Source organism: Aquipuribacter hungaricus (assembly GCF_037860755.1).
GTDB lineage: Bacteria > Actinomycetota > Actinomycetes > Actinomycetales > JBBAYJ01 > Aquipuribacter > Aquipuribacter hungaricus.
The window spans coordinates 1-22,237 of the sequence record NZ_JBBEOI010000008.1 but is presented as its reverse complement, the minus strand read 5'-3'; the positions used below and the strand labels follow the sequence as shown (position 1 = coordinate 22,237).

Annotated in this window: 9 protein-coding genes; 3 read left to right on the top strand and 6 right to left on the bottom strand. The window is 69.1% G+C overall.

The genetic code is table 11. From position 1 onward, the window contains the following. Positions 1–104: 104 nt before the first annotated feature. Genes WCS02_RS02845 through WCS02_RS02835 form a run of 3 tightly spaced genes read right to left on the bottom strand, consistent with a single transcriptional unit; the run spans position 105 to position 6,513 of the window. The gene (locus tag WCS02_RS02845) at positions 105–2,906 is read right to left on the bottom strand and encodes a Z1 domain-containing protein (protein WP_340289453.1); all 2,802 of its coding nucleotides are present in this window, start codon (positions 2,904–2,906) and stop codon (positions 105–107) included. Further along, entirely contained in the window at positions 2,903–5,155 is a 2,253-nt protein-coding gene (locus tag WCS02_RS02840) for a DUF262 domain-containing protein (RefSeq protein ID WP_340289450.1), read from the bottom strand. Before WCS02_RS02840 ends, WCS02_RS02845 begins: the two co-directional genes overlap by 4 nt. A 14-nt stretch (positions 5,156–5,169) precedes the next feature. Continuing rightward, positions 5,170–6,513, bottom strand: a complete 1,344-nt coding sequence (locus WCS02_RS02835; protein ID WP_340289448.1) for a DNA cytosine methyltransferase — start codon at positions 6,511–6,513, stop codon at positions 5,170–5,172. Between the two features lie 515 nt (positions 6,514–7,028). Between WCS02_RS02835 and mobF the strand changes: the two genes are divergently transcribed. Continuing rightward, positions 7,029–10,427 (top strand): MobF family relaxase, encoded by a 3,399-nt coding sequence (gene mobF, locus WCS02_RS02830; protein WP_340289445.1) that lies wholly within the window; start codon positions 7,029–7,031, stop codon positions 10,425–10,427. Positions 10,428–12,150: 1,723 nt separating this feature from the next. Here the strand turns inward: mobF and WCS02_RS02825 are convergent. From WCS02_RS02825 to WCS02_RS02815, 3 genes are all read right to left on the bottom strand, one after another. After that, on the bottom strand, positions 12,151–13,242 hold the full coding sequence (locus WCS02_RS02825; RefSeq protein WP_340289442.1) for a PIN domain-containing protein: 1,092 nt from the start codon (positions 13,240–13,242) through the stop codon (positions 12,151–12,153). A 495-nt stretch (positions 13,243–13,737) separates the two neighbouring features. Further along, positions 13,738–14,589, bottom strand: coding sequence for a hypothetical protein (locus tag WCS02_RS02820; RefSeq protein WP_340289439.1), 852 nt, complete (start codon positions 14,587–14,589; stop codon positions 13,738–13,740). Between the two features lie 101 nt (positions 14,590–14,690). After that, a complete protein-coding gene (locus tag WCS02_RS02815) occupies positions 14,691–15,752 on the bottom strand; it encodes a GmrSD restriction endonuclease domain-containing protein (RefSeq protein WP_340289437.1) in 1,062 nt (353 codons plus the stop codon). Between the two features lie 1,167 nt (positions 15,753–16,919). Here WCS02_RS02815 and WCS02_RS02810 point away from each other — a divergent pair. Further along, positions 16,920–20,297, top strand: coding sequence for a hypothetical protein (locus tag WCS02_RS02810; protein ID WP_340289434.1), 3,378 nt, complete (start codon positions 16,920–16,922; stop codon positions 20,295–20,297). Between the two features lie 13 nt (positions 20,298–20,310). Beyond that, positions 20,311–22,237 (top strand): hypothetical protein (locus WCS02_RS02805; protein WP_340289431.1); only part of this gene is annotated, 1,927 nt, incomplete at its 3' end.

The window sequence follows — 22,237 nt, the reverse complement described above, 5'->3', positions numbered from 1 at the left end:
CAATCCGGTGCCCGCCCCCTACCCACTGGATGCGCCGCTCCTGGGCAGATGGGGCTGGCAAGGCCGACTTGAGGGCGTGCCGCAACGTCTCGAAGGTAGTGCTGTCACTCGGCACGGGTCTTCGTCCCCCTCCGACGGAGCGTGCTCACGGCTTCCACATGGTCGGGGCCACCACTCGGGATGCTGAGTCCGATCGCGATTCCTCCGGCGTCAGAGCGCTCAATGAGGTGGAAGAGGACAAGCCCAGGGGCCCCCTCCGTTCTCGTGCCATCGGCGTGCAGGGGCGGGGCCTCACCTAGTAGGGAGGCGTCAAAGAGGTCGTCACCGACATAGCCCGTTGCGGTCGCCTCGCGGGAACCCCACAGGGCGGCGAGACCCTCCTCCGTCGTGTCGCGCGCCATGGCCCGGATGTCGAGTCCGATCGACTTGCTGAGGTCGACGAACGGACCAGCCGACACCGGTAGACCCGCACCGAACCGCACCGCGACACGGAACCGCGGTTGGCTCAGGCGTTTTGCGTCGCGGTTCAAGAGCGACCAGCGTTGGGGAGGGGAATCGTCGGTGAACACCCCGCGGACGTCTCGGTCCAGGCACGCTGCCCAGAACCGCAGGTACGCCGCGATGACGAAGGGGGAGCGGCTTCCCAGGTCGAGACCCTGATCGCCAACGGGTGGGGCACGATAGAGCGGGTACTCGGGGTCGCCCTCTTGGAGTGCCGCCTGCCGCTCGAGGGCGCGCCACCGATCCGACTCGAGTGGTACGAGTCCGTGGTCGCTGTAGCGCATCTGGTCGAGAAGGGCCGCGCACTCGATGAGCGACAGATCGTCGAGGGCGAGAAGTCCTCGCGGATCCGTCTTCAAGCGGCCGGACCGATGGGCGGTCGCGAAGTGTCTGCTCACGACTGCGAGGTTGGTGGTGTCCTGACCTGGCGGATTGAGGTGCCGAACGAAAGGGCGTGATCCGGGCCGCAACTGTCGCCCCACGAGGCCGGTTACCTTGCCGGTGGCCTGGAACGCGTGGCCCTGGAGCACCGTGAAGTCGGGGAGTGACTCCGACGACTCCATGGCGGCTAGGACCTGTGACCTGAGGGCATGGTCGGCATCCGCGTAGCGCGCGAACAGCATGAGTTGCTCAGGAGAGAGGAAGACGCGGCACAGGTCGATGTAGGCGCCGCGGTAGCCGAACCACCGCTGCATCTGCATCTGTGTGTCCGCCAACGGTGCCGACGATCTGCGCGTGAAGAGCGTGGTCAGCAGCCCCTCCAGGGTGAGTCCTCGGGACATCACGTTGCCTGACACGAAGATCGTCGAATGGTTGCGAGGTGGGTGCCAGCCGTCCGCGTCGCACCACGGAAGGTACGACGGACGATCGTCTGCGTTCGGGTCGCTGTTGACGACCGCGATCGTTGTGCCCGGCACGACCTCGTCCACGATCAGCTGGCGCAACGCGTCCCATTCCGGCACATGACGGTCGTCGGCAAAGCCCCCCGGGATGTGGTGAGCGGCGGAGACTGCCTTGCTGGAGTTTCGGTACCGCTCCACCCATGCGACCCACTCCTGCTCGTTGTCGGCCATGTCGGCGAGGACCCCGTCGCCGTGCTGCCCCGTCCCAAGGTTCCACCAGCCCTGGAGCGCGTCGGCAACTTCGAAGTGCGACTCCATCGCGGACGACGGGTGGATCAGCATCGAGCAGATGGGGGTGATGCGGCGCTCGACGTCTCCCGGGGAGGCGAACGTGCTCGCTCGGGCCGACGTCGGTCCCAGACACCCCGAAGCCCTGCTCACCCTGATCGCAGCGGCAACGAGGTACGCGCGGGTCGCGTCGACAATCTCCGCGATGTCGAGCTCCCCGGAGGCCGAGTCGGCGTTCTCGGCGTCGGCACTGTTGGCCGTGGCCTCGTCGCCCATCTTGGCGGCACCACTCGCAACGCATAGTTCCGGGGCGAGCTCTCCGTAGAAGGTGTCCGCACCCGTGTACCACCCTCGAAGGCCTTCAGGAACTCGGTAGGTGAGGGTGCGGGGTGTGACGGCGCCGCTCGGCCCCGGAGTCCGGAGGGACCCGACGAAGTCTCGCGGCGACAGCGGGTTCTCCGGATCCTGGAGAAAGTTGGCCTGCGGGGTCGCCGTGTAGGCGAGGTACGTCGCGAAGACATGCTCCGACACGGTCTGGCCGGGCTGACTCCTGCTCTCCCACAGGTCGACGATCCGGCGGGGGGTCTGCTTGTACGCGTCGAGGTCGAGGGCTCCCCATTGAAGCCCGTCGTCCGCGATCGAGGAGTCATCCGCCTCGTCGTCGACGACGAGCAGCCGCACCGGAACACCTACAGACGCTGCCGCTGGGAAGACGACCTTGTGAAGTACCTGCCCGAGATGCAGGAGGTGATCGACCTGCTTCATGGCAACGAAGATGATCGGCCGTCCCCGCTCGAGCGCCCGACTGGCTTGGCCCGCGGGGAGGCCGTAGGCCGCCGCCGGGCCCGCTCGACGTGAGGAGGTCATGTCGTCGGGGTTCGGCAGGAAGACGCGGCGAAGCAAGGGCTTGACGCCCCCATCGAGCTGCGACTGGATCCTGCCCATGCTCTGCTGCCACAACGACACCTGGGTCCCCGCGAGGACCACCACGACATTTACGCCGTTGTCGAGGCTTCGCGCGACCACTCCGATCATCGATGCGGTCTTGCCCGATTGGACGGCACCCATGACGACCCCGGTGCGAACGCGCGATGAACCCCAGCGAGCATCATCCACGTCGAGCGCTGCGCGGTCAGCGATGAACTGTGAGTCTTCGAGCACGACCTGCCGACTTGTCTCGACCAGAGCGGTCGAGGTGAGCGCCCGCTCGTAGTCGGCGAGCCATCCGGTCGTCGACGAGGCGAGGCGAATTACCTCGTGCCCGCCGAGGGTCATTGGTCAGACCACTCCGTGAGCTGGGGGAGAGAGACCAGCTCGCGGAGCCCGGAGGTCCCGTATCGGGAGCGGATCTCGCCGTCGGCTGCCTCAGCGCTCACCCCGAGCACGTCAAGAAACTCTCGCACGACCCCACCGATGAACTGCCACTGCTCCCTCGACTGGGACTTCTTCGGACGAGCCCACCGATCGGACGCAGCCCGGAGCTCGTCAGCGCGCTCGTCGATGCGATCGGAGAGATCGTTGCCGAGCAGCGTGCTGGCTGCGGCGAGCGCCACCAGGGACGCAACCAGCTGGAGCTCCTGCCACCGGGGCTGAGTTCCCCGGAACTTCGATCCCCAGATCTGCATGGGTGCTGCCTGGTGCGCATCCATGGCCGCGCCGAGCCAACTCATCGCCTCCGTGACCGCCTGCTGGCTCCGGAGGGGGTCGTCAGCGTGCGTCTCGATCCGCTTCAGGAGGTCGTTGATGTGCGCTGTGGTGGAGCGGGTGGACGCGCTCTCATCCTCCATCAGGAGCGCAGCGGCGACCCAAGACAGCGCCTTCGTCCGCTTGTAGCCCGCGTCGGGCAAGGCATAGGGGCCAGTGGGGTCGGCCAGTGCCACGCCCGTCGAACTCACGTCGTTCCACACGGGCGCCAGGAACGGGGCGACCCGATCAAACCCGTCGGCGTCGCCGGCAATCGCGAGCAATGCTCGCATGAAGTCGAGCTCGTGGAACGCGGCGTTCCGGATCTCCTCTGCGTTCAGGTGCTTGCCCTGCTTGTTGTAGAGACTGAACACCTCGTGGATCTGACGGCTTGTGGCTTCGAAGTAGACGATTACCGGGATCCGGTAGTCGGACACTTCCTCGAAGAGGGCTCGAATCTTCTTCTTCGCGTTTCCCACTTGGATCGCAAGGGACCTGATCTCGGAGTAGTAGCGCCCGCGGAGCTGATCGAGATCCCCGCTGAGTGCGGGGGCGTTCGTCGACCGCAGTGCAAACGGGAAGTAGAGTTCCTTCTCTTTTTTGGCGCTGAGGTTCGTCGCCTCGTGCTTGCGCCATATCTTCTTGAACCGGGGGTAGTCGGTGGTGAAGAGGCCGAGCATTTCATCCGGGGTCTCGCCCCACTCCGCTGCTTTGGCTCGGACTGTGGCAAGGGCCCTGGGGTGCGCGCCCGTGAAGCGGAGCAACGAGGTGAGCCGCTGCTTGCCGTCGACAATCTCGTAGCGGTCCCCGTCCTCTGTGTTGCGCTGTAGCAGGATCACCGACGGGAGGGGGATGCCTCGCAACACGGACTCGATCAAGATCTGGGCATCCGCCGTCTGCCAGACGTCTGCCCGCTGGTAGGAAGGGTTGAGGTCCATCTCGCCGTCCATGGCGTACTGTCGGAACTGCGCGATCGGCCACGTCGACGCCTCCGCCTTGATCGGGCCGCTCGCCTCGGCCTCCTCTACCTCCTCGACCTCTCCCCACGCGGCTTCCCACGAGATGGACGCTGACTCGAGCGTGGCTGAGCTGTCCGAATCGGACTCGAGCGCCTCGTGAAACGACTGCCTGATCGCGACCGCCCGCTCCAGCCTTTGCTGAAGCCGCTCGAAGAGCTCAGGCCCCGGGGCGACGGTCGAGCCACTGACTCCGAGAAGTTGACCGAGGGAACGGTCGAACGACTGTGAGTCCGTCGCGTCGATCGACGCAGGAAGCGCCAGCCAGCCCTGTACGGCCGCGAGTGGCGTCCGCCAGCTTCCGTCCTCGAGCGAGATGTCCGTGCCGGAAGACGGATCAGACCATGCGACGTCGACCTTCAGCGGTGTCGCACCGCCTGAGGCGAGCTCGGCGAGGGCCTCAGCAATGTTCTGCTCGATCTCGCTGAAATCTGCTGCCACGTTGTCGGCCTCCCGTTCGTCCCAGCGCGGTGCCGGGTTCACGCCGGCCAGTTCCCGTATCAGCGAACGTACAGGGCTGGTGCCGGCCGTGATGTGTGCCATGACGGCTCCGTCGACCAGTCGGTTCAGCCCTGTCAGAGTGATCGTGTCACCAGCGGAGATGCACGTGTCGTCCCATGGCACGCCCAACGCGCTTGCGATGAGGCGCGCGCACTCGTGCTTGCCTGCGACGGGCTCGAGGTCCATCTGAAGATGGCGCCCAAGGGCAACGAGTGCCGACTTCTTCTCCTTGCTGCCCGGGCCAAGCGGCTCCGCGACGCGGTTGCCCAGGAAGTACATCCGGGCGACGACCTCGGCCTTCGTCCGCGCGCTCTCGTACCTCATCTCGCGTCGGTCCCTCACACCAAGGAAAGCTGGGCTTCCACGGGAGCTACCGGCACAACTCCCACAGCAGCCAGCAGGTCTGGCGCGATCAGCCGGATGCGCTCGATGTCCCGCGAGACGTGCTGACGGAGAACATGTTGCACGACGCCCACGTTCACACCGTTGCCAAGTTGCTTGTACGAAGCGGAGTCGGGCTGATCACCGAAGGTGAAGTCGGAGGGAAGGCCCTGTAGGGCAGCAGCCTCGGCGACCGACAGGCGCCGCCGCTTCGGCCCGAGGATCGGCGTCTGCGACATGGCGACGAGGGCCGGCAGGTGAGTCATTCGCTTGGCCCGGATACCCGACGGCCGAAGCTGGATTGCACAGTTCCACAGGGAGGACTCCTGCTGTGCCTGCCACTCGAACTTCCGCCGCGACGGCGGGAACGCCATCACGCCGTGCTGCTTGATCCAAGGATCGAGGACTGACCGGTGCTGTGTGTAGAACGTCGCGTTCTTCCGGAGGAAGACCTGCTTCCAGCGGGGGGTGCCCTCCGGGATTTCCAGATCGGCGTCGTCCTCCCACGCGTCGACCCAGATCGGGAAGCCCGGCAGTCGCACTTCGTCGAGGAGGCGGTTGGGCGCGGTGTGCATAAGGCTGGCGACGACAAGCTGTCGGAAGTTCTCCCAGGCATCGATCCAACGACGCTCGTCTGCGGACAGGTCGCAGCCTGGAATGTGCCGACGGGAGTCTAGAGGCAGGTCGTTCTCGAGGTCCCAAGGGTCCGTGCGGACCATGCGGTTCTGGACCGCAGGAACGGGATCTTCCCAGGATCGCTCGGGCCAGTACGTGGCCGTGATGAACACTCGCTCACGAATTTGTGGCTGGCCGCCCTGCTCGGAGGGCAGCAGGTGGGGCGAGAAGACCGCCGGACGGGAAGACACGTGGTATCCGGCCTGTCGTAGCGACTTGACGATCACGTCCCACTCGTGGCGGTGTCTCGGTCCGGCCAGGTTTCGGACATTCTCGAGCAGCAGCACGGCAGGGCGACGCGCCTCGACGATCTTAAGGATGTTCCAGAAGAGCGTGCCGCGCACCTCGTCCATGCCCTTCTGGGAGCCGGACTTCGAGAAAGGTTGGCACGGGAATCCCGCAGCGAGGACCGTGTGCTCGTCGAAGGCGACTCGATCCTCGTTCGCCATCTCCGTGATGTCACCAAAGGGGTTTGTGCCGTGGTTGAGGGCGTAGACCGCAGCTGCTTGACGGTCGAGCTCGACCGAACCGACGCACTCGCCGCCGAGGTCCCTGAGGGCGACGGCGAAGCCGCCAATCCCGGCGAACAAGTCGACGAACGTGAAGGCTCGATCGGGACTGCTCACTCTTCTCCTTCTTGCCTCGCTCAACGTCGCGCTCCTTGGCAAGGCGACGAGAAGGAGGCAGGGTGGCGGCCTTGAGGGACACAGGCCGCCTGCCCCACATCCGACCGGGCCACCGACCCAGCTTAGTCGCCGACAGTCCTGTGAGGCTGTTGCGGGCAGGGGACGCGCCGCGAGGCTTCAGGGTGCGTCGCCTGTAACCAGGTGTCGCGTCGATCAGCAGCAGGCGCTCCTGGTGCCGGCTGCGGCCCTCCGGCCCGGCTGCGTCCCGTCGCAGCCCGAGCTGGCATCCCGCTCCGAGCCATACGCAGCGCTCCCCTAGCCCCCGCTCCCCTAGCCCCCGCTCCCCTAGCCCCCGGTCGCCTAGCCCCGCCGCAGGCTCGGGACGCCGGCACGGTCCCTTCGTTCCCCCCTGGTTCGAGGGCGAAAGATCATCTGCCACACACCTCTTGCATTGTCGGGGGGTACGGGGCTCCAGGCTGAGCGCCTGGGCAGAGGGCCCGGCTTGTGTGATTGTGATGAGCGTCCACAAGCTGACGGCCGGGTCGGGGTACGACTACCTGACCCGGCAGGTCGCAGCCCTGGACGCCACGGAGAAGGGCCACGTCGGCCTGGCGAGCTACTACACCGAGCGGGGCGAGGCGCCCGGGCAGTGGATCGGGTCCGGTCTGGCTGGCATCGACGGCCTGGCCGCCGGGGACCCGGTGACACAGCAGCAGATGCACGCCCTGTTCGGCTTCGGGCACCACCCCTTGGCCGCGGACCGTCTCGCCGCCCTCGAGGCGAAGCACGACGCCGATGCACGTGGGCCGGGTGCACGGGACCGGCAAACCGCGACTCGGTTGGGAGCTCCTTTCAAGGTCTACGCCGCTGACGTGAGCTCGTTCCGCATGGAGGTCGCCCGACGCGTGGCCGCGATCGGCGACTCCGGTCTCACGGCCGGGCAGCCGGTCTCCGCCGACGAGCGGGCCCGGGTCCGGACCGAGGTGGCGCGGGAGATCTTCGCCGAGGAGCACGGCCGCTCACCCCGCGACGCCCGGGAACTAGCCGGGACGATCGCACGGCTGTCGCGGCCGCGGGCCACCGCCGTGGCCGGGTACGACCTGGCCTTCTCCCCCGTGAAGTCGGTCAGCGCCCTCTGGGCGGTCGCCCCACCCGACGTCGCCGCCCAGATCGAACGCGCCCACCAGGGCGCCGTGGCCGACGCGCTGCGGTTCATCGAGACCCACGCCCTGTACACGCGGACCGGCACGAACGGGGTGAGGCAGGTCGACGTCACTGGCCTGGTCGCGACGGCGTTCACCCACCGGGACAGCCGGGCCGGGGACCCCGACCTCCACACCCACGTAGCCGTCGCCAACAAGGTCCAGACCCGCGGCACAGGTTCCGGCGGGACAAATCCCGGGGGAACGAGCTCCGGGGGGACGGACGGTCGGTGGTTGTCGATCGACGGGCGGGTCCTGCTCAAGGCCGTCGTCGCGGCGTCGGAGACGTACAACACCGCCCTGGAGGCCAGGCTTCGCGACGACCTGGGGCTGCAGTTCGAGCCCCGCGCGGTGACCTCTCGGTCGGAGGCGGGCAAGAGGCCCGTCCGGGAGGTGGTGGGGATCGACACCGTCCTGCTGCAGCGGTGGGCCACGCGCCGTGGGGACATCGACGCCCGCCGCGGCGAGCTCGCCGCCCAGTTCCAGCGCGACCACGGTCGGCCCCCGACCCCGGTGGAGACGCTGCACCTGGCGCAGCAGGCCAATCTGGAGACCCGCGCCGCGAAGCACGAACCCCGCACCCTCGCCGAGCAGCGAACCGTGTGGCGGGTGGAAGCGGATGAGGTGCTCGGTCAGGGCGGCGGGTTGCACCGGATGCTGGGCAAGGTCCTCGCCCCCGCCTTTTGCCGGACTCACGCAAACCCGGCGGGGGACGCCGCTTGGCTGGACAGCGCGGCCGAGCGGGCCCTGGCTGCGCTGCAGCAGAACCGGTCGACGTGGCAGGTGTGGCACGTCCGCGCCGAGGCACAACGCCAGGTCCGCGCCGCCGGGGCCTCGGTGCCAGCTAGCGAGCAGGCCGTCGAGGCCCTCGTCGCAGAAGTCCTCCACCGACGGTCGGTCGCCCTGAGCACCGCCGAGCGCAGGGTGGACGGGCGGCTCCTCGGCGAGCCTGGACGGCTGCGGCGGGCGGACGGCAGCAGCGTCTACCGGGTCGCCGGCAGCGACCTCTACACCTCGGCCGCGGTCCTCGCGGCGGAGCGGCGGCTCGTGGAGCTCGCGGGGCAGCGGGACGGACACGCGGTCGACGCCCGGGCCGTGGACGTGGCGCTGCTCGAGGCCACCGCCAACGGCACCACCCTCAACGCCGGGCAGGCCGCCCTGGTGCGGGAGATGGCCACCTCCGGCGCGCGGGTCCAGCTCGCGATCGCCCCGGCCGGGGCGGGAAAGACGACGGCCATGAGCGTGCTGGCCGCCGCCTGGGCCGAGGGTGGGGGGAACGTCGTCGGGCTTGCACCGTCCGCTGCCGCGGCGGCCGCGCTGCGGGAGTCGACCGGCACCCGCACCGACACCCTGGCCAAGCTCACCTGGTCACTGACCCACGAGACCGCGCACGACTCGCATGCGAGGGGCGTGGCACAGGGCGAAGCCACAATGGCGTCCGCACCGGACTGGGTCCGCGGCATCGATGCCGGCACGCTGGTGGTGATCGACGAGGCGGGCATGGCAGACACCATCTCCCTGCACGCCGCGGTGGAGTTCGTCGCCGGGCGGGGCGGCAGCGTCCGCCTCGTCGGGGACGACCAGCAGCTCGCCGCGATCGGCGCCGGCGGCGTCTTGCGCGACATCCAGGCCAGCCACGGCGCACTCCGCCTCGACGAACTCCTCCGGTTCGCTGACCGGGCTGAGGCCGCCGCGAGCCTGGCGCTGCGCGAAGGCCGACCCGAGGCCCTCGGGTTCTACCTCGACAACGACCGCGTCCACGTCGGCGACCTCACCACCATGACCGCGCAGGTGCTGCAGGCCTGGCAGCACGACCGCGCCGCCGGTCTGGACTCGATCATGCTGGCCCCAACCAGGGAGCTGGTCAGCGACCTGAACCAGCGAACCCGCGCCCACCGCCTCGCCACCCAGCAAGGGAACGGGCCTACGGTCGTGAGGCTGGCAATGGTGAGGCTGGCGGACGGGAACGAGGCCAGCGAGGGCGACCTGCTCCTCACCCGCACCAACGACCGGTCGCTGCGGACGACGGCGACGGACTGGGTGAAGAACGGCGACCGTTGGACCCTCACCGCCACCCACGACGACGGCGCAGTCACCGCGAGGCATCTCGGGAGCGGGCGCAGCGTGCGCCTGCCCGCGGATTACGTCCGGACCAGCACCGAGCTCGGGTACGCCACCACCGTCCACAGCGCCCAGGGCCTGTCCGTGGACACCATGCACGGCCTCGTCGGCGGGGGGGGACGACGGAGGGCGGGGGGGAACGTTGTCTCGGCAGCAGCTGTACACGATGCTCACTCGCGGCCGCCTCGCCAACCACGTCTACCTGCCCGTCGTCGGGGACGGCGACCCCCACGGCGTCGTGCGCCCCGAGGTGGTGCACCCTCGCACCGCGACCGAGCACCTCGAGGCCATCCTCGCCCGCGACGGCAGCCCGACCTCGGCGGCCACCCTGCAGCGCGACCAGGCGGACCCCGCCGTCCAGCTCGGGTACGCCACCGCCCGCTACCTCGACGCCCTCGGCCTCGCCGCCGAAGACATCACCGGCCCCGAAGTCGTGTCCGCCGTCGAGGACGCGGCGGACGACCTGGTGCCGGGCATCAACCAGACACCCGCCTGGCCGGTGCTGCGGGCCCACCTGCTGCTCCTGACCGCCAGCGGGGCGAACCCCGCCGAGGCGCTGCGGGCGGACGCGGAGAGAGGACCCCTGGGTGACGCCGTCGACCCGGCCGCGGTCCTCGACTGGCGACTGGACGACACCGGCCTGCGCAGCACCAGTCCCGGGCCGCTGCCCTGGCTGCCCGCCGTCCCGGCCCGCCTCGCTCAAGACGACACTTGGGGGGTCTACCTCGCCGACCGCGCCGCCCGCGTAGTCGACCTGGCTCAGCAGGTCCGCTCCGACGTCGACGGGTCCCCGGGGTGGGTGCCGGCGGGTGCTGCGGGCCCGCCGCCGGACGTCGTTGCGGACCTGCGCGTGTGGCGGGCCGCCGTCCAGGTAGACCCCGCAGACCGGCGCCCCACCGGCGCGCCCCAGCTGCAGAAGGCCGCCCGCACCTGGCAGCAGAGCCTGCAGCGCAGGATCGAGGGCGGCCCCTCACCGGCATGGCAGGAATGGGGCCACCTGGTGGAACGCCTCGCACCCAGTGCCGGCCACGACCCGTTCCGCACCGACCTCGCGGACCGGCTCGCAGGACTGTCCCGCGCAGGCGTGGACGCCCGCGCCGTGCTCGTCGACGCGGCCGCACAAGGGCAGGTGCCCGACGACCACGCCGCCGCCCTGTGGTGGCGCGTCACCCGCAACACACCCACGACCCCCGGCGCCAGCGCCACGCGCCCATGTCCAACCGCGTGGCCGGCAGCCGCAATCGCCGTCCTGGGTGCGGAGCACGCCCAGACCGTGGAGGACAGCCCCTGGTGGCCGGCCCTCGGCCACGCCGTCGAGCGAGGCGTGCAGCGAGGATGGCCGGTCGACGCAATTCTCGCCTCAGCCGTGCGACCTACCGAAGCGAGCGGGCCTCTTGCCGCCAGTAGGACACGGGCGGAGCGCACCGACGACAGGGTCGCCGATCCGTGGTTCGAGATGCTGTGGCGGGCCACGCTGCTCACCGACCCCGACCCGTCCCAAGAGATTCGCTACGTCACTGACGACTCCCCGCCCGCGCATGCTTGGAACGCCAGCAGCTCCCCCGCCGGAGCCGTCCCCGCGACCAAGACCGAGGAGTGGCGAACCCCAGGCCGCCGCACAGCCCTGCCCCCGCCCTCGCCTTGGCAATCAGGCATCTCAAACCCGCTCCGGCCGAGGACCGTGCCCATGGACGTCCCCCCGCGGGTCTCACCGGCGGCTGATACGGCACCTCGGCGCTAAAGAAGATCGTTCGCCAGTTCCTGGGCCTTTCACGACAGGAAGTGCCAACACTCCCGGACCGAGTCGATGCCGTAGAGGGTCCTCGCCCGGGTTCTTACCCGGTTCGCGCGCAGCGTGACCCTGGCACGGCGGCTGCCCCGCGCGGCGCGACCTGGACCGCACCGACGTCGGCAACCGCTGAAGTCGTGCACCACGGCGCAACTGCCGAAGCAATGGTCGCGGCCCCGACCATACGATTGAGGATTTCCATGGGAACGAAAACGGACGAGAAACAGAAGTTTTGTCCTTGGCGACACCCGCACAGAATAACCGCACTGCCGCAGTCATCTACTTTTCCGGCGCTCGGGCCCGAAGTCCCAGCAGAGCCGAAACACATGGAAACATCTGTCTCCCTTGACACAAGGTCAGCCTCTTGCTCGTTCAGCGGACGCATCACCGGTTTACGTCGAGGCCGCTTGGACCACCGCCCAACGAGTCTTTGAGGTTATGGATAGAAACTCAAGCTCCTCTGCGGGCGCGGATGTAAAAAAGGTATGGCAATGGGCGCCCGGCTGATTACAGTCCCGTCGAGCACTACTCCGGCGACAAGCCGCCGAATGTCCAATCCTCAACGGACTCACCCGATACCTCGATCCGGAGATCGAACTCCGCTCGGGCTCGGACCTGGAACTGAACCTGTGCTCGATCCTCCGTGTCCCAACTGACGACCGCCAAATCTTCATCTGCCAGTGCAGCAGAATCCGCCTTATCAACATAACCGACAGCGGTGGCCGCGATCAAAAGTGAGGCTTCGCCCAACACAGTAGTGCCATCGAATTCGTCGTAAGGGGACCAGATGACGGCATGAAGACCCTCCGCCGCCTCGATAGTCGCATCGTAGACGCTTCGGTCGATTCCTTGACTACGCAACACATCTTCCGGCACGTCGACATCCTGCAATTGCTCAACTGCCGACTCAAGGAATGCCACGGCGATGTCTTCGGCCGAAGCGAAAGACTCGGCATAGTCGGCTTCGACTGAAGAGACCAAGTCCTGTATGGTCGCCAGGGCTAAAGCAGAGTCGATGTCCTCGGCGCAAGTAACCTGGACGTACCCTGGCACATCCGGGCTTAGGTCATCCTTCAGGCTGCCGCCAGCGACGAAGTCACCGTCGCGGGTGATGAACACGAGGGCGAGCGCCTCAGTGAATAGTTCGCGAATGCTCTCCCAAATCAACGTATCGCGATAACCGCGGCCATTCGCCTTGAAAGGGGACCGGCGCTCCAGGTCGCGCCGCAAGACATCAGCGTGCGAGACTCGCGGGAGCGAGAGACGGCTTACCCCCGCTTCACTGAGGCGGAGCGTCACGGTATCGGAGTAACTCTCCATCATCGCAGCCAAGTCGAGGTCCGGGAACGAGGGCAATTTCACCTCTTCGTGATCCAAGGGTATACGCAACTCTGCTAATGCTTCCTTGGCCTTGTAGGGCATCCCGCGCAATTGCGCGACCTTCCCCTCGACGACGTCTGTGTACTGACGCCTCAGCTCCAGGAGCACCACCTCGGGGATGGCAACGTGCAGCATCTGGCGCCGACTCAACGCGAACAGCCGCTTCACCGCGGGGCCATTCAGGACGGGGTCTTCTTTCAGGACGTTGGTGTCCAGCACCACGACCAACTTTGCCATGCTTCACACTCTACCGTGGACTGGCAATGGGGGAGATCGCTTCGGGCGGCGCGCGCCTTCAGCAATCCACGGGTTCGCCTGCGCGCAGCGACGGGCACGGCGGCCTGCGAGTGCGGCGCAGCGCTGCTCGCATCCCTGCGCCTGTGGAGACCGACGGCTTACCCCTCCTGAAAAGGCCGAGCGCAAGATACTGCTTAAAGGCAGCGAGCTACCACCCTCGCCTCGCTATGACGCCGCTTTGCATAAGCATAGTCTCTCCTGATAGCACCATATGTACGGTGCGTCGTCGGTCTCTAATCACCGTCACGACTTCGACGCGACCGTTCACATCGAACTACCGCCTCGCTATTGTCTCGGGGCGTTAGGAGCTCCAGCCTTTCGGTGCCCCGCCCCCCAAACCGTACCAATCGCGCATCCGGTGGCACTCCGCTACAACGACGAGAAAGAGGCAAGACGACGGACGCCCATCCACTGAACTGCCGCCACACCTCTAGATCAGTGGAAGAACCAATCGACGATCTGACCCTGTACATCCCGCTCGAATACTGCGCCAGTCAGAGGCGTCGGCAATTCGCCGATGTCTGCGCGACATTGCGCCCAGGCGTAGTAGGACTGCAATCGACCTCCAGAGATGTCCTGCAATTCAAATGCTGGCACCACTGGCACAAATTGCCGCAGGAGAAGACAGTTCCTATCCGGCGCAACCTCCCCATAACCCGAGAACTCATCTACGAGCACGCGCATCGCGAAGGATGCGAGCAGGTCGAAAGCGAACGCCACAGATAAATAGCTTGTGATTCGAGTTCGCAGCAGTGCGAGATCGACCGACGCCGTGGCGTCGTGGGCTGCAGCATGACGCCACCCACCGAGGCGCGCTAACGCGAACTTGTTGCCGTCCGCAAGACCTGCGGCTGCGTAGTCGAAGTCGACATCTTGTAGGACCTTGGGGATTTCGCTGTAAAGTTTCGGCGCCTTGAGGGCATTGAGAAAATCGACCAAGACTCCAGGGCCCACATTGCTGCTCGCCCAGCCAAACGACCAATCCGACAATTCGAAGGGCCTGCCGGCCGTCGATGCGATCATTCCAGCATGTCGCTGTGATAGCGCCACGACCGTCTGTGTATCGAGGTTCTCACGCCGCTGGTTTAGTTGAAAGCGTAAGGCATCCACGACGCCTTTCGTAGCGGCCATCTGAAGGGCTTCTGGGAGTTGATCGAAATCGGGCAGCGTAGGACATTTCGTTAACTCGACAAGTAGTTCGTCCAGGCGTTCCCGAATGAAGACTTCGAAACAGGCGAAGGCGGTGACAGACAGGCCGTTCTTTAAGGCGCGTCGCCTCAGACGCATCGGTCCCAGGTAAGGCCATGTCTTGTATGCCCCCTGAGTCGATGTGGTTCAGAAGCGCCCGCAGACTCCGAACCAGCCGCTCTCTTGCTGACACTGCCCGACTATGCGTTTCGCAAGAGATGCATAAGGGCCTCGACGCGAAACCTCAGTCTCGCCGACGTATTGGTCGAGACCGTAACGGCCTTGACAAACTCTGGGTCGTCAAAGAGGTTGTTCGTCATGCGCAACACATTGTCGCTTCGTGCTGCTGCCTTATTGACTTCTGCCTCGGACAGAAGCGCCACAGAGAGCATCTCGGCGTCGTACATACCTAAGAGCCCTCGCCCCCGCCAGGTGTCTTGCTCTGCTCGACGAAAGGCGTTTACGCCCCATATTTCCTCGCACCGGACAAGGGCGCTATTGAACTCAAGCGCGAACTGTTCCAGACCCTGCCGGCCCGCGTGTGCGTTTTCAAGCATGAAATGGTCCATGGACGGAGACAAGTCGCCAGTGAAGGATGGCCAACTATGCAGCAACGTCAGAAAGCGTAGAACGTACTCCACGTCGGCCATCTGAGCAAACCGCTCTGAGCTCGGGGTGATATTGAATTGCTGCCAGAGGAATGGATTCGACCCAAGCTCAATGAGCAGATCGTTCAGCGGGCCTCGCATCGCGCTGTTGCGCACTTCTTGATCAGTCAACCGTTCGCCGCCACGGTTAAGGCGGATAAAGACTTCATACTTCAGGTCCGGGTCTGATTGGCGCAGGAGCGTCACCGCCCTGATATACGGGCGCATGCGTAGCGCGTTCCTCATTGCTTCTGGCAGTGCGTCAATCCTGGCGTTATTGAGCTCGGGTAGTTCTTTAAGCCCTCGCAGTTCAAGCCGACCTCGCATAAAATCATGAACAGCCGTAATGCGTTGTTGGCCGTCGATGACGCTGTAATAGCCGAACTCTTCCTCGGCGAGGTACACCGGAGGAACCGGGACATTGAGCAGAAACGACTCGATCAGCGCCGACTGCTTCGACACACTCCATCTTGCACGTCGCTGGTAGGCCGGCGAGGGGTCGATCGCCTGGGTGTCGACCATGGCCGCGACGGTCTCCAGTGAGAAGTCACTCGCCTGCGTCACGAGGCGACGCTGCGCCTCTGCGAAGCGTTCCATTGCGGAGTAGGTCGACATCTTGAGGACCTTACGACCTCATCGGTCGAAGACAGCGGCGCACTCACTAGGCGGCTCCGCCAGTCGGGCCACCAAGGTCGTGCGCCGTGGTGCTCCGCCCGCGCCGACCGTTGTCCAGTCCGCTTGCCTGAATATTTTCTGGGTGCTCGCTCGTCGCGACGCTGGCCTGGCGCCAGCCCCGGTCGACCGCTGCGCTGTAGTGCCGGGGGCGTCGGAGCACATCGACGATGGCACGCAAATCATCCGCACAGGTGACGAACCTTGCGGTCGGAGGTGCGGCTGCCTACGAAGCGGCGGGCTGGGCACTTCGGCCCAGACCTGGCTCACGGCAATGTGGGGCCGCTCGGCAACAGCCCGCCGGGAGGCGCCGCCCCCGAGCGACCGTGCCAGATAGGTGCCAGAAGCAAGGGCACGCGCTAGCACGGCGCCGCCATACCGACACATGACTGTTCGGTTGAAGCGCCCTGGGTTCGGTGGAGGTTCATGACCTTGGAAACGAGGATGGACCCGTGCCGAAGGACACGACGCCGGGGAAGCCCACGACGCGGCGGGAGGGCTGAGCCAGCGTCATCGCGACAGCCATGGTGACCCGCAGGAGCGGTCAGGATGCGGTTACGCCCGCGGTCTCAGCGTCCCTCGACCGCCGAGAACAACCGGACCCGCTAGCCCCCTGACCTGCACAAACTGCACGCGAGCGAACGCGCCGGGACACCCCGGGATCACTCCGCGGGTTGTGGGTTCGAGCCCCACGGGGCCCACCCTCGTCCCCCGCTGGCTCGGTCGACGCGGCCTCGCCAGCACCCGCGCCTCAGCAGGCCGTGGTCTGCCGTCCTGACTCGGACGGAGACTAGGAGTGACGACGGGCCCGGTCTACGACGAGCCCGGTACCCCGGACGCGGGGGACGACCTCAGGGGCGGTCACGGACGGACAGGACTGGAGGACGCCGACCCATCACCGTTGACACCGTCCTCACGCTGAGTAGCGTCACTCCTGCCGTCGACGACCGGGCCGGTGCGAGGCCGGGCCGCCGCGGCAGGGTCGACCCCACCCGCGACGCGCACTCCCGCAGGCCGCCTCTCGCACCTCGCCGTCGGCCGTCGCGCCTCGGCGCAGGACCACCCGCCGCGCTGCCTGCCAGCGGGGTGACGAGCGAGGAACGGTGCTTCATGGGGCAGCCCGACGACCGCGAGCCCGACGAGCTCGGCCGCGACGGGCGCGAGCCGGTCGAGGTGCGCCTGCTGCGAACCGAGGACCTGATCGACCTCCGGCTGGAGGCACCGGGCTGCACGATCGAGCCGACCGACGGCTCGGCGGAGCTCGTCGCCGGTCCGGACGCGCTGCTCGTCGTGCACTTCCCGCCGCAGCACCTGGGTGAGGAGACCTGGCCGGTGGGGGTCCCCGGTCCCACCCTCCCCCCGACCCGGCCGTCGGCGCACCGGGCAGCGGAGCCCAGCCGCCTGGTCTACGAGCTGCCGGAGGGCACCCGGATCACGTGGACCCTGCGCGACGTGCTCGAGGCGCTGCAACGCCTGCAGCTGCGGGTCGCCCCGGCGGCGACGCCCGCGGGCACGGCGGGCGAGGGGTCGCTCGAGCCGCCGACCGACCGCGAGACGGCGATCGAGGCGCCCTACCGGCTGGTCGTCTCGCCCAGCGCCCGCGGGGTGTTCCGCCACTCCGGCGACCCGGTCGGGCCGGCCGGGCGCAGCGAGCTGTGGCGCACCGCCCTCGGCGTCCGCCGGTCCGACGGCCAGGAGCGCCCGGACGGCGAGCCCGAGGGACCGGCAGCCGAGGGACCACGAGACGAGGGCGCCGCCCGGGGCGGGGCGGACCCGGACGACGGGCAGCGCGTCGTCCGCGCCCTGTGGAACCGGGACCGGGACGGCCGCGTCGACCCGCCCCAGCCCGGCTTCGAGATGTCGCTCGATGCCTTCTCGCGTGGCGCGGTCGTCGACCAGACCACCGGCGCCGACCCCCGGAACGCAGACACTCCCCTGGAGGTGCGCCACCTCGCCCTGTCCAGCCTGGGGGCCTGGTTCGACTGGAAGCAGTCGTGGGAGTCCGGGAGCGTCGTCGACTACCGGCACCAGGCGTTCATGGGCCGCGACGGCTATGTCCGCGTCGCCTACCCCGGGTTCCTGTTCCCCTTCGGGCACCGCTGCTTCCTGGTCGAGGTGACCGAGCGCGAGATCAAGCACCGCGAGACGCCGGTGGCGTACCTGTGGAAGCGCTGGTTCATCGTCGTCCGGCAGCCCACCCGCACCTACCCCGCCACCGACCGCGACAACCCGTTCGCGCAGGTCACCCTCAGCCCGCTGGTCACCCCCGACATCGACGCACCACCGGAGGACCGTCAGCCGTTCGTCCCCACCCGGGGCGGGGTGCCGTTCCCGTTCACCCTGACGACGGTCGACCGCGGCGGCCAGGACCGCAGCTGGGCCGCGCCGCTCGTCTTCGTCCAGGCCCTCAGCCGGGAAGGACGGACGGTCGTGGTCCGGCCGGAGCTCGCCTCGGGCCTGTACACCCCCGTCCGGCAGATCCTCGGGCGCGGGCAGACCCTCGCCGTCGCGCCGCCGGTCAAGGCCGGGGACACCTCTGTCGAGGTCGGCCACCTGCTCTTCGACGGCGTCGTCGATGCCGAGGCCGTCACCTCGCGACCGTTCCTCCTCGAGGCCCGCGCCGTCGTCCCCTCGATGCGGCACCTGTCCCCGCAGGCACCCGCCGTCGACCTGGTCTTCGCCCAGCCGTACCTCGCGGACGGCCTGCCGGTGCGCGGCGTCGACGCCCCACCGGTCCCCGGTGCACCGAACACCGGCGAGCTGGTCCTGGCGCTCAAGCCGGGCACCGCGCCCGTCGTGGACTTCACCGGCGGGTCCGACCGCTCGGGCGGCTTCGTCGCGCCCAACCTCACGGTCCGCGGCATCTCGCGGGTGCTGGGGGCGGTCGGCGAGGACGGCACCGGCCCGTCGCCGTCGGTCGACGGCAGGTTCGACCCGGCCGTCTTCCTCGCCGGCGCGTTCCCCAAGCTGTTCGGGCTGTTCAGCCTGCTCGAGCTGCTGGAGCCGGACGGCGACCTGGCCGAGGCGCCCGCGTTCGTGTCCGACTCCCTCGACGCGCTCGCGAGCATGCTCGGCGAGGCGCAGCGCCTCCGGGCGGCGCTCGACGAGGCCGAGCGACGACTGGGCGCCGAGGTCACCGGGGCCGCCCACGCCGGCGCGAGGGCGGTCGCCCAGACCGCGAAGGACGCCCTGGACGCCCGCCTGGCCACCGCCCGCACCCACCTGGACGACCTGGTCGACGCCGTCGAGGGCCTGCCCGGGACCGCCGACGCCCTGAGCCCCGCCGCCGTCGCCCTGGCCGGCGACCTGGACCCGCTCCTGGTGGCGGTCGGGGTGCCGGGAGTGCCCGCCGCGGTGCGGTCCTCGCTCGACGGGCCGGTGCGGACCCTCCGGACCCTCACCGCCCTCGCCTCGGAGGCCGAGGGTGTTGCCGAGATGCTGCAGGGGCTCGCGGCCGGGCAGGTGACGGCGCGGCTGTCGTGGCGCCCGGCCATCACGCCGTGGGGCCTGCTCCCGGGTGCTCCGGGCATCTTCCTGCCGAAGGACGCGCACCCGCTGCTCGTCGAGGTGGTGGTGCGGGCGTCGGCGAGCGCACCCCCGGCGGTCGACGTGCTGGCGGAGATCTCCGACGTCGACCTCAACCTCGTCGGCACCGGCGGGACGGCGCTCATGAAGCTGATGTTCCGGCGCATCGCGTTCCACGCCGGGTCGACCGGCAAGCCCGAGGTCGACGTGGTGTTCGGCGGGATCGGCTTCCTGGGGCCGCTGTCGTTCGTCGACCGGCTGCGCGGGCTCATCCCCTTCGACGGCTTCTCGGACCCGCCCTACGTCGACGTCGCGCCGACCGGGGTGACCGCCGGCTTCGACCTGGCGCTGCCCAACGTGTCCGTCGGCGTCTTCAGCCTGGAGAACATCGCGCTCGGCGCGGACGCGCGGGTGCCGTTCCTCGGCGACGCGATGACGGTCGGGTTCCGGTTCTGCTCCAAGGACGCCCCGTTCCGGCTCACCGTGATGATGGTCGGCGGCGGCGGGTGGCTGGGCCTGCGGGCCGCGCCCAAGGGCCTGGTGCTGCTCGAGCTCGGCCTGGAGGCGGCGGCCAGCCTGTCGGTCGACCTCGGTGTCGCGTCCGGCTCCGTGTCGGTCTCGGTCGGGGTGTACCTGCGGCTCGAGGCCGACGCCGGCCTGCTGACCGCGTACTTCCGCATCCGCGGCGAGGTCGACGTGCTGGGGCTCGTCAGTGCCTCGATCACGCTGGAGCTGTCGCTGACCTACCAGTTCCAGACCGGCAAGCTCGTCGGCCGGGCGTCGCTGGTCGTGGAGGTCGAGGTCCTGTTCTTCTCCGCCTCGGTGGAGATCACGGTCGAGCGCAAGCTCGCGGGCTCCACGGGCGACCCGACGATGGCGCAGGTCATGCCGCCCGACGACGACGACGGCCTCAACGCGGACTGGGTGGCGTACTGCGACGCCTTCGCCCCGGTCCCGGCCTGAGCAGGAGGACCCGATGCCCACCACCGTCCTGGCGACCGCGCTGCCCCGCTCGCTCGACGACGAGGCCGCCGCCCACCTGACCGTGTTCCTCACCCACAAGCTGGTGGACGGCACGGTCCTGTCCGACTTCCCCGCCGCCGTGGACTGGCCCACGACGCTCGCCGGCTGCACCTTCTCCCTCACCACGTCGCTCGACCCGGCGGGCAGCATCCCGCTGCGGGTGGTGTCCGTGGCCGACGCCGCCTCGTGGGCCGCCGTGCTGCCCCCCACCATGCCGGTGGCCGGGTTCCCCGCCCCGACGCTGTCGCAGGAGACCTGGCGCACCCTGCCGGCGAGCCGGATGAGCGACCACGCCGTCGACCTGCACCTGGCGGCCGTCACCGCCGCGCCCGCCCGGCGACCCGGGCTGGAGGGCGACCCCGTCGCGGGCGCACTGCTGCACACCATGGCCAGCCTGGACCGCCAGGGCGCGCTGGGCCGTCTGCTCGAGGAGGCGCCCGTCCGCGCCCGGCGCGACCAGGAGCGCCTCGCCCGCCGGCTGCAGGACGCCGTGACGACGCTGGGCCCGCTGACCGCGGACGACGACGAGGAGAAGGGCCCCCGGGACGGCCGTGAGCTTCCGCCGCTGCCGCCGTACCAGCGCCAGGTCGAGGACCGGCCCTCCCCGGTGCAGCTGCTGCTGGAGGACCCCGGGGCCGACACCCGCACCAGCGAGAGGCTCGACCGGCTGGCCGGCGAGGGCCGGTTCGACGACCCCGGGCTGCAGCTGGTCGTGGACGCGCACGCGGTCCGCCGCTACTACGAACGCCCCGAGCAGCCGCAGGAGCCGCCGCGCCGGCTGCCCGACCCGGACGCGGTGCCCACGCCCCGGCCCGAGAGGCCCGAGCAGGACTTCCACGCCCGGGTGGCCGGCTTCGGGTCCACGCCGTCGTTGCTGCGCCGGCTCGGGCTGGCCGTCGACGTCGTCCTGGAGACCGACGACGGCGGCGCGGGGGGCGGGGCGGCGGCGCGGGCGGCGCTGGCCGGGGCGACCTGGGTGAGCGTCACCATGACGTCCCCCGCCGAGGACCTGCAGGTGCTGCCCCCGCGCCGGACCGCGGTCGTCGTCGACGGCGACCTGTTCGCCGCCCGGTCGAGCGAGGCGTGGGTCTCGGGACTGCTGCCGCTGGGCGACGAGGACTGGGTGGTCCTGGACGCGGACCCGGACGCCGCCGGCCTCAAGCTGGAGCAGCACGCGCGCACCCTGGCCCGGCACTACGCCAGCGAGGCCAACGGCGACCCGGCCACCTCGGCCCCGGCCACCCTCCGCTCGACCGGCTTCGCCCTGGCGCGGCGGGAGCGCTCGACCGAGGTGCTCGCGCGGGTGCAGCGGGCCGAGGCGCTCGCGGCGGACGACGGCACCCGCGAGCTGCTCCTGGACGACCTGGTCCGCGGGATCCGCGTCGAGGTCTGGGACGACGCGACCCGCCGCTGGCACAGCCTGCACCGGCGGCGGGTGACCGTCACCGGCGGACCGGGTGACGTGCCCGTCCTCACCGACGAGCCGGACGTCGGGTTCCTCCAGCTGTCGGCGCTCAACCGGGCGTCCTCGGGCTCAGTGGTCGGCTACTACCTGCACGAGGTGGTCGCCGGGTGGGACGGCTGGAGCCTGTCCGCGCCGCGACCGGGGCTGACCGTCGTGCACGTGGAGCCGCCCGGACCGGACGGCGAGACCGAGGCCGTCGTCGAGACGGTGCCCGACGCCCCGGGCGACGGCGCGCGGACCACCTCACGGGTGGAGCCCGGCTCCCTGCCGCGGCTGCGCCACGGCACCTCGTACAGCTTCCGGGTGCTGGCGGTCGACCTGGCCGGCGGCTCCGTGCCCGCCGCGCGCGCCGGTCGCCCCGGCCCGCCCGACCCCGCCCCCGGCGGGGGTCTGCCCGGCCGACGACCGCCCGGCC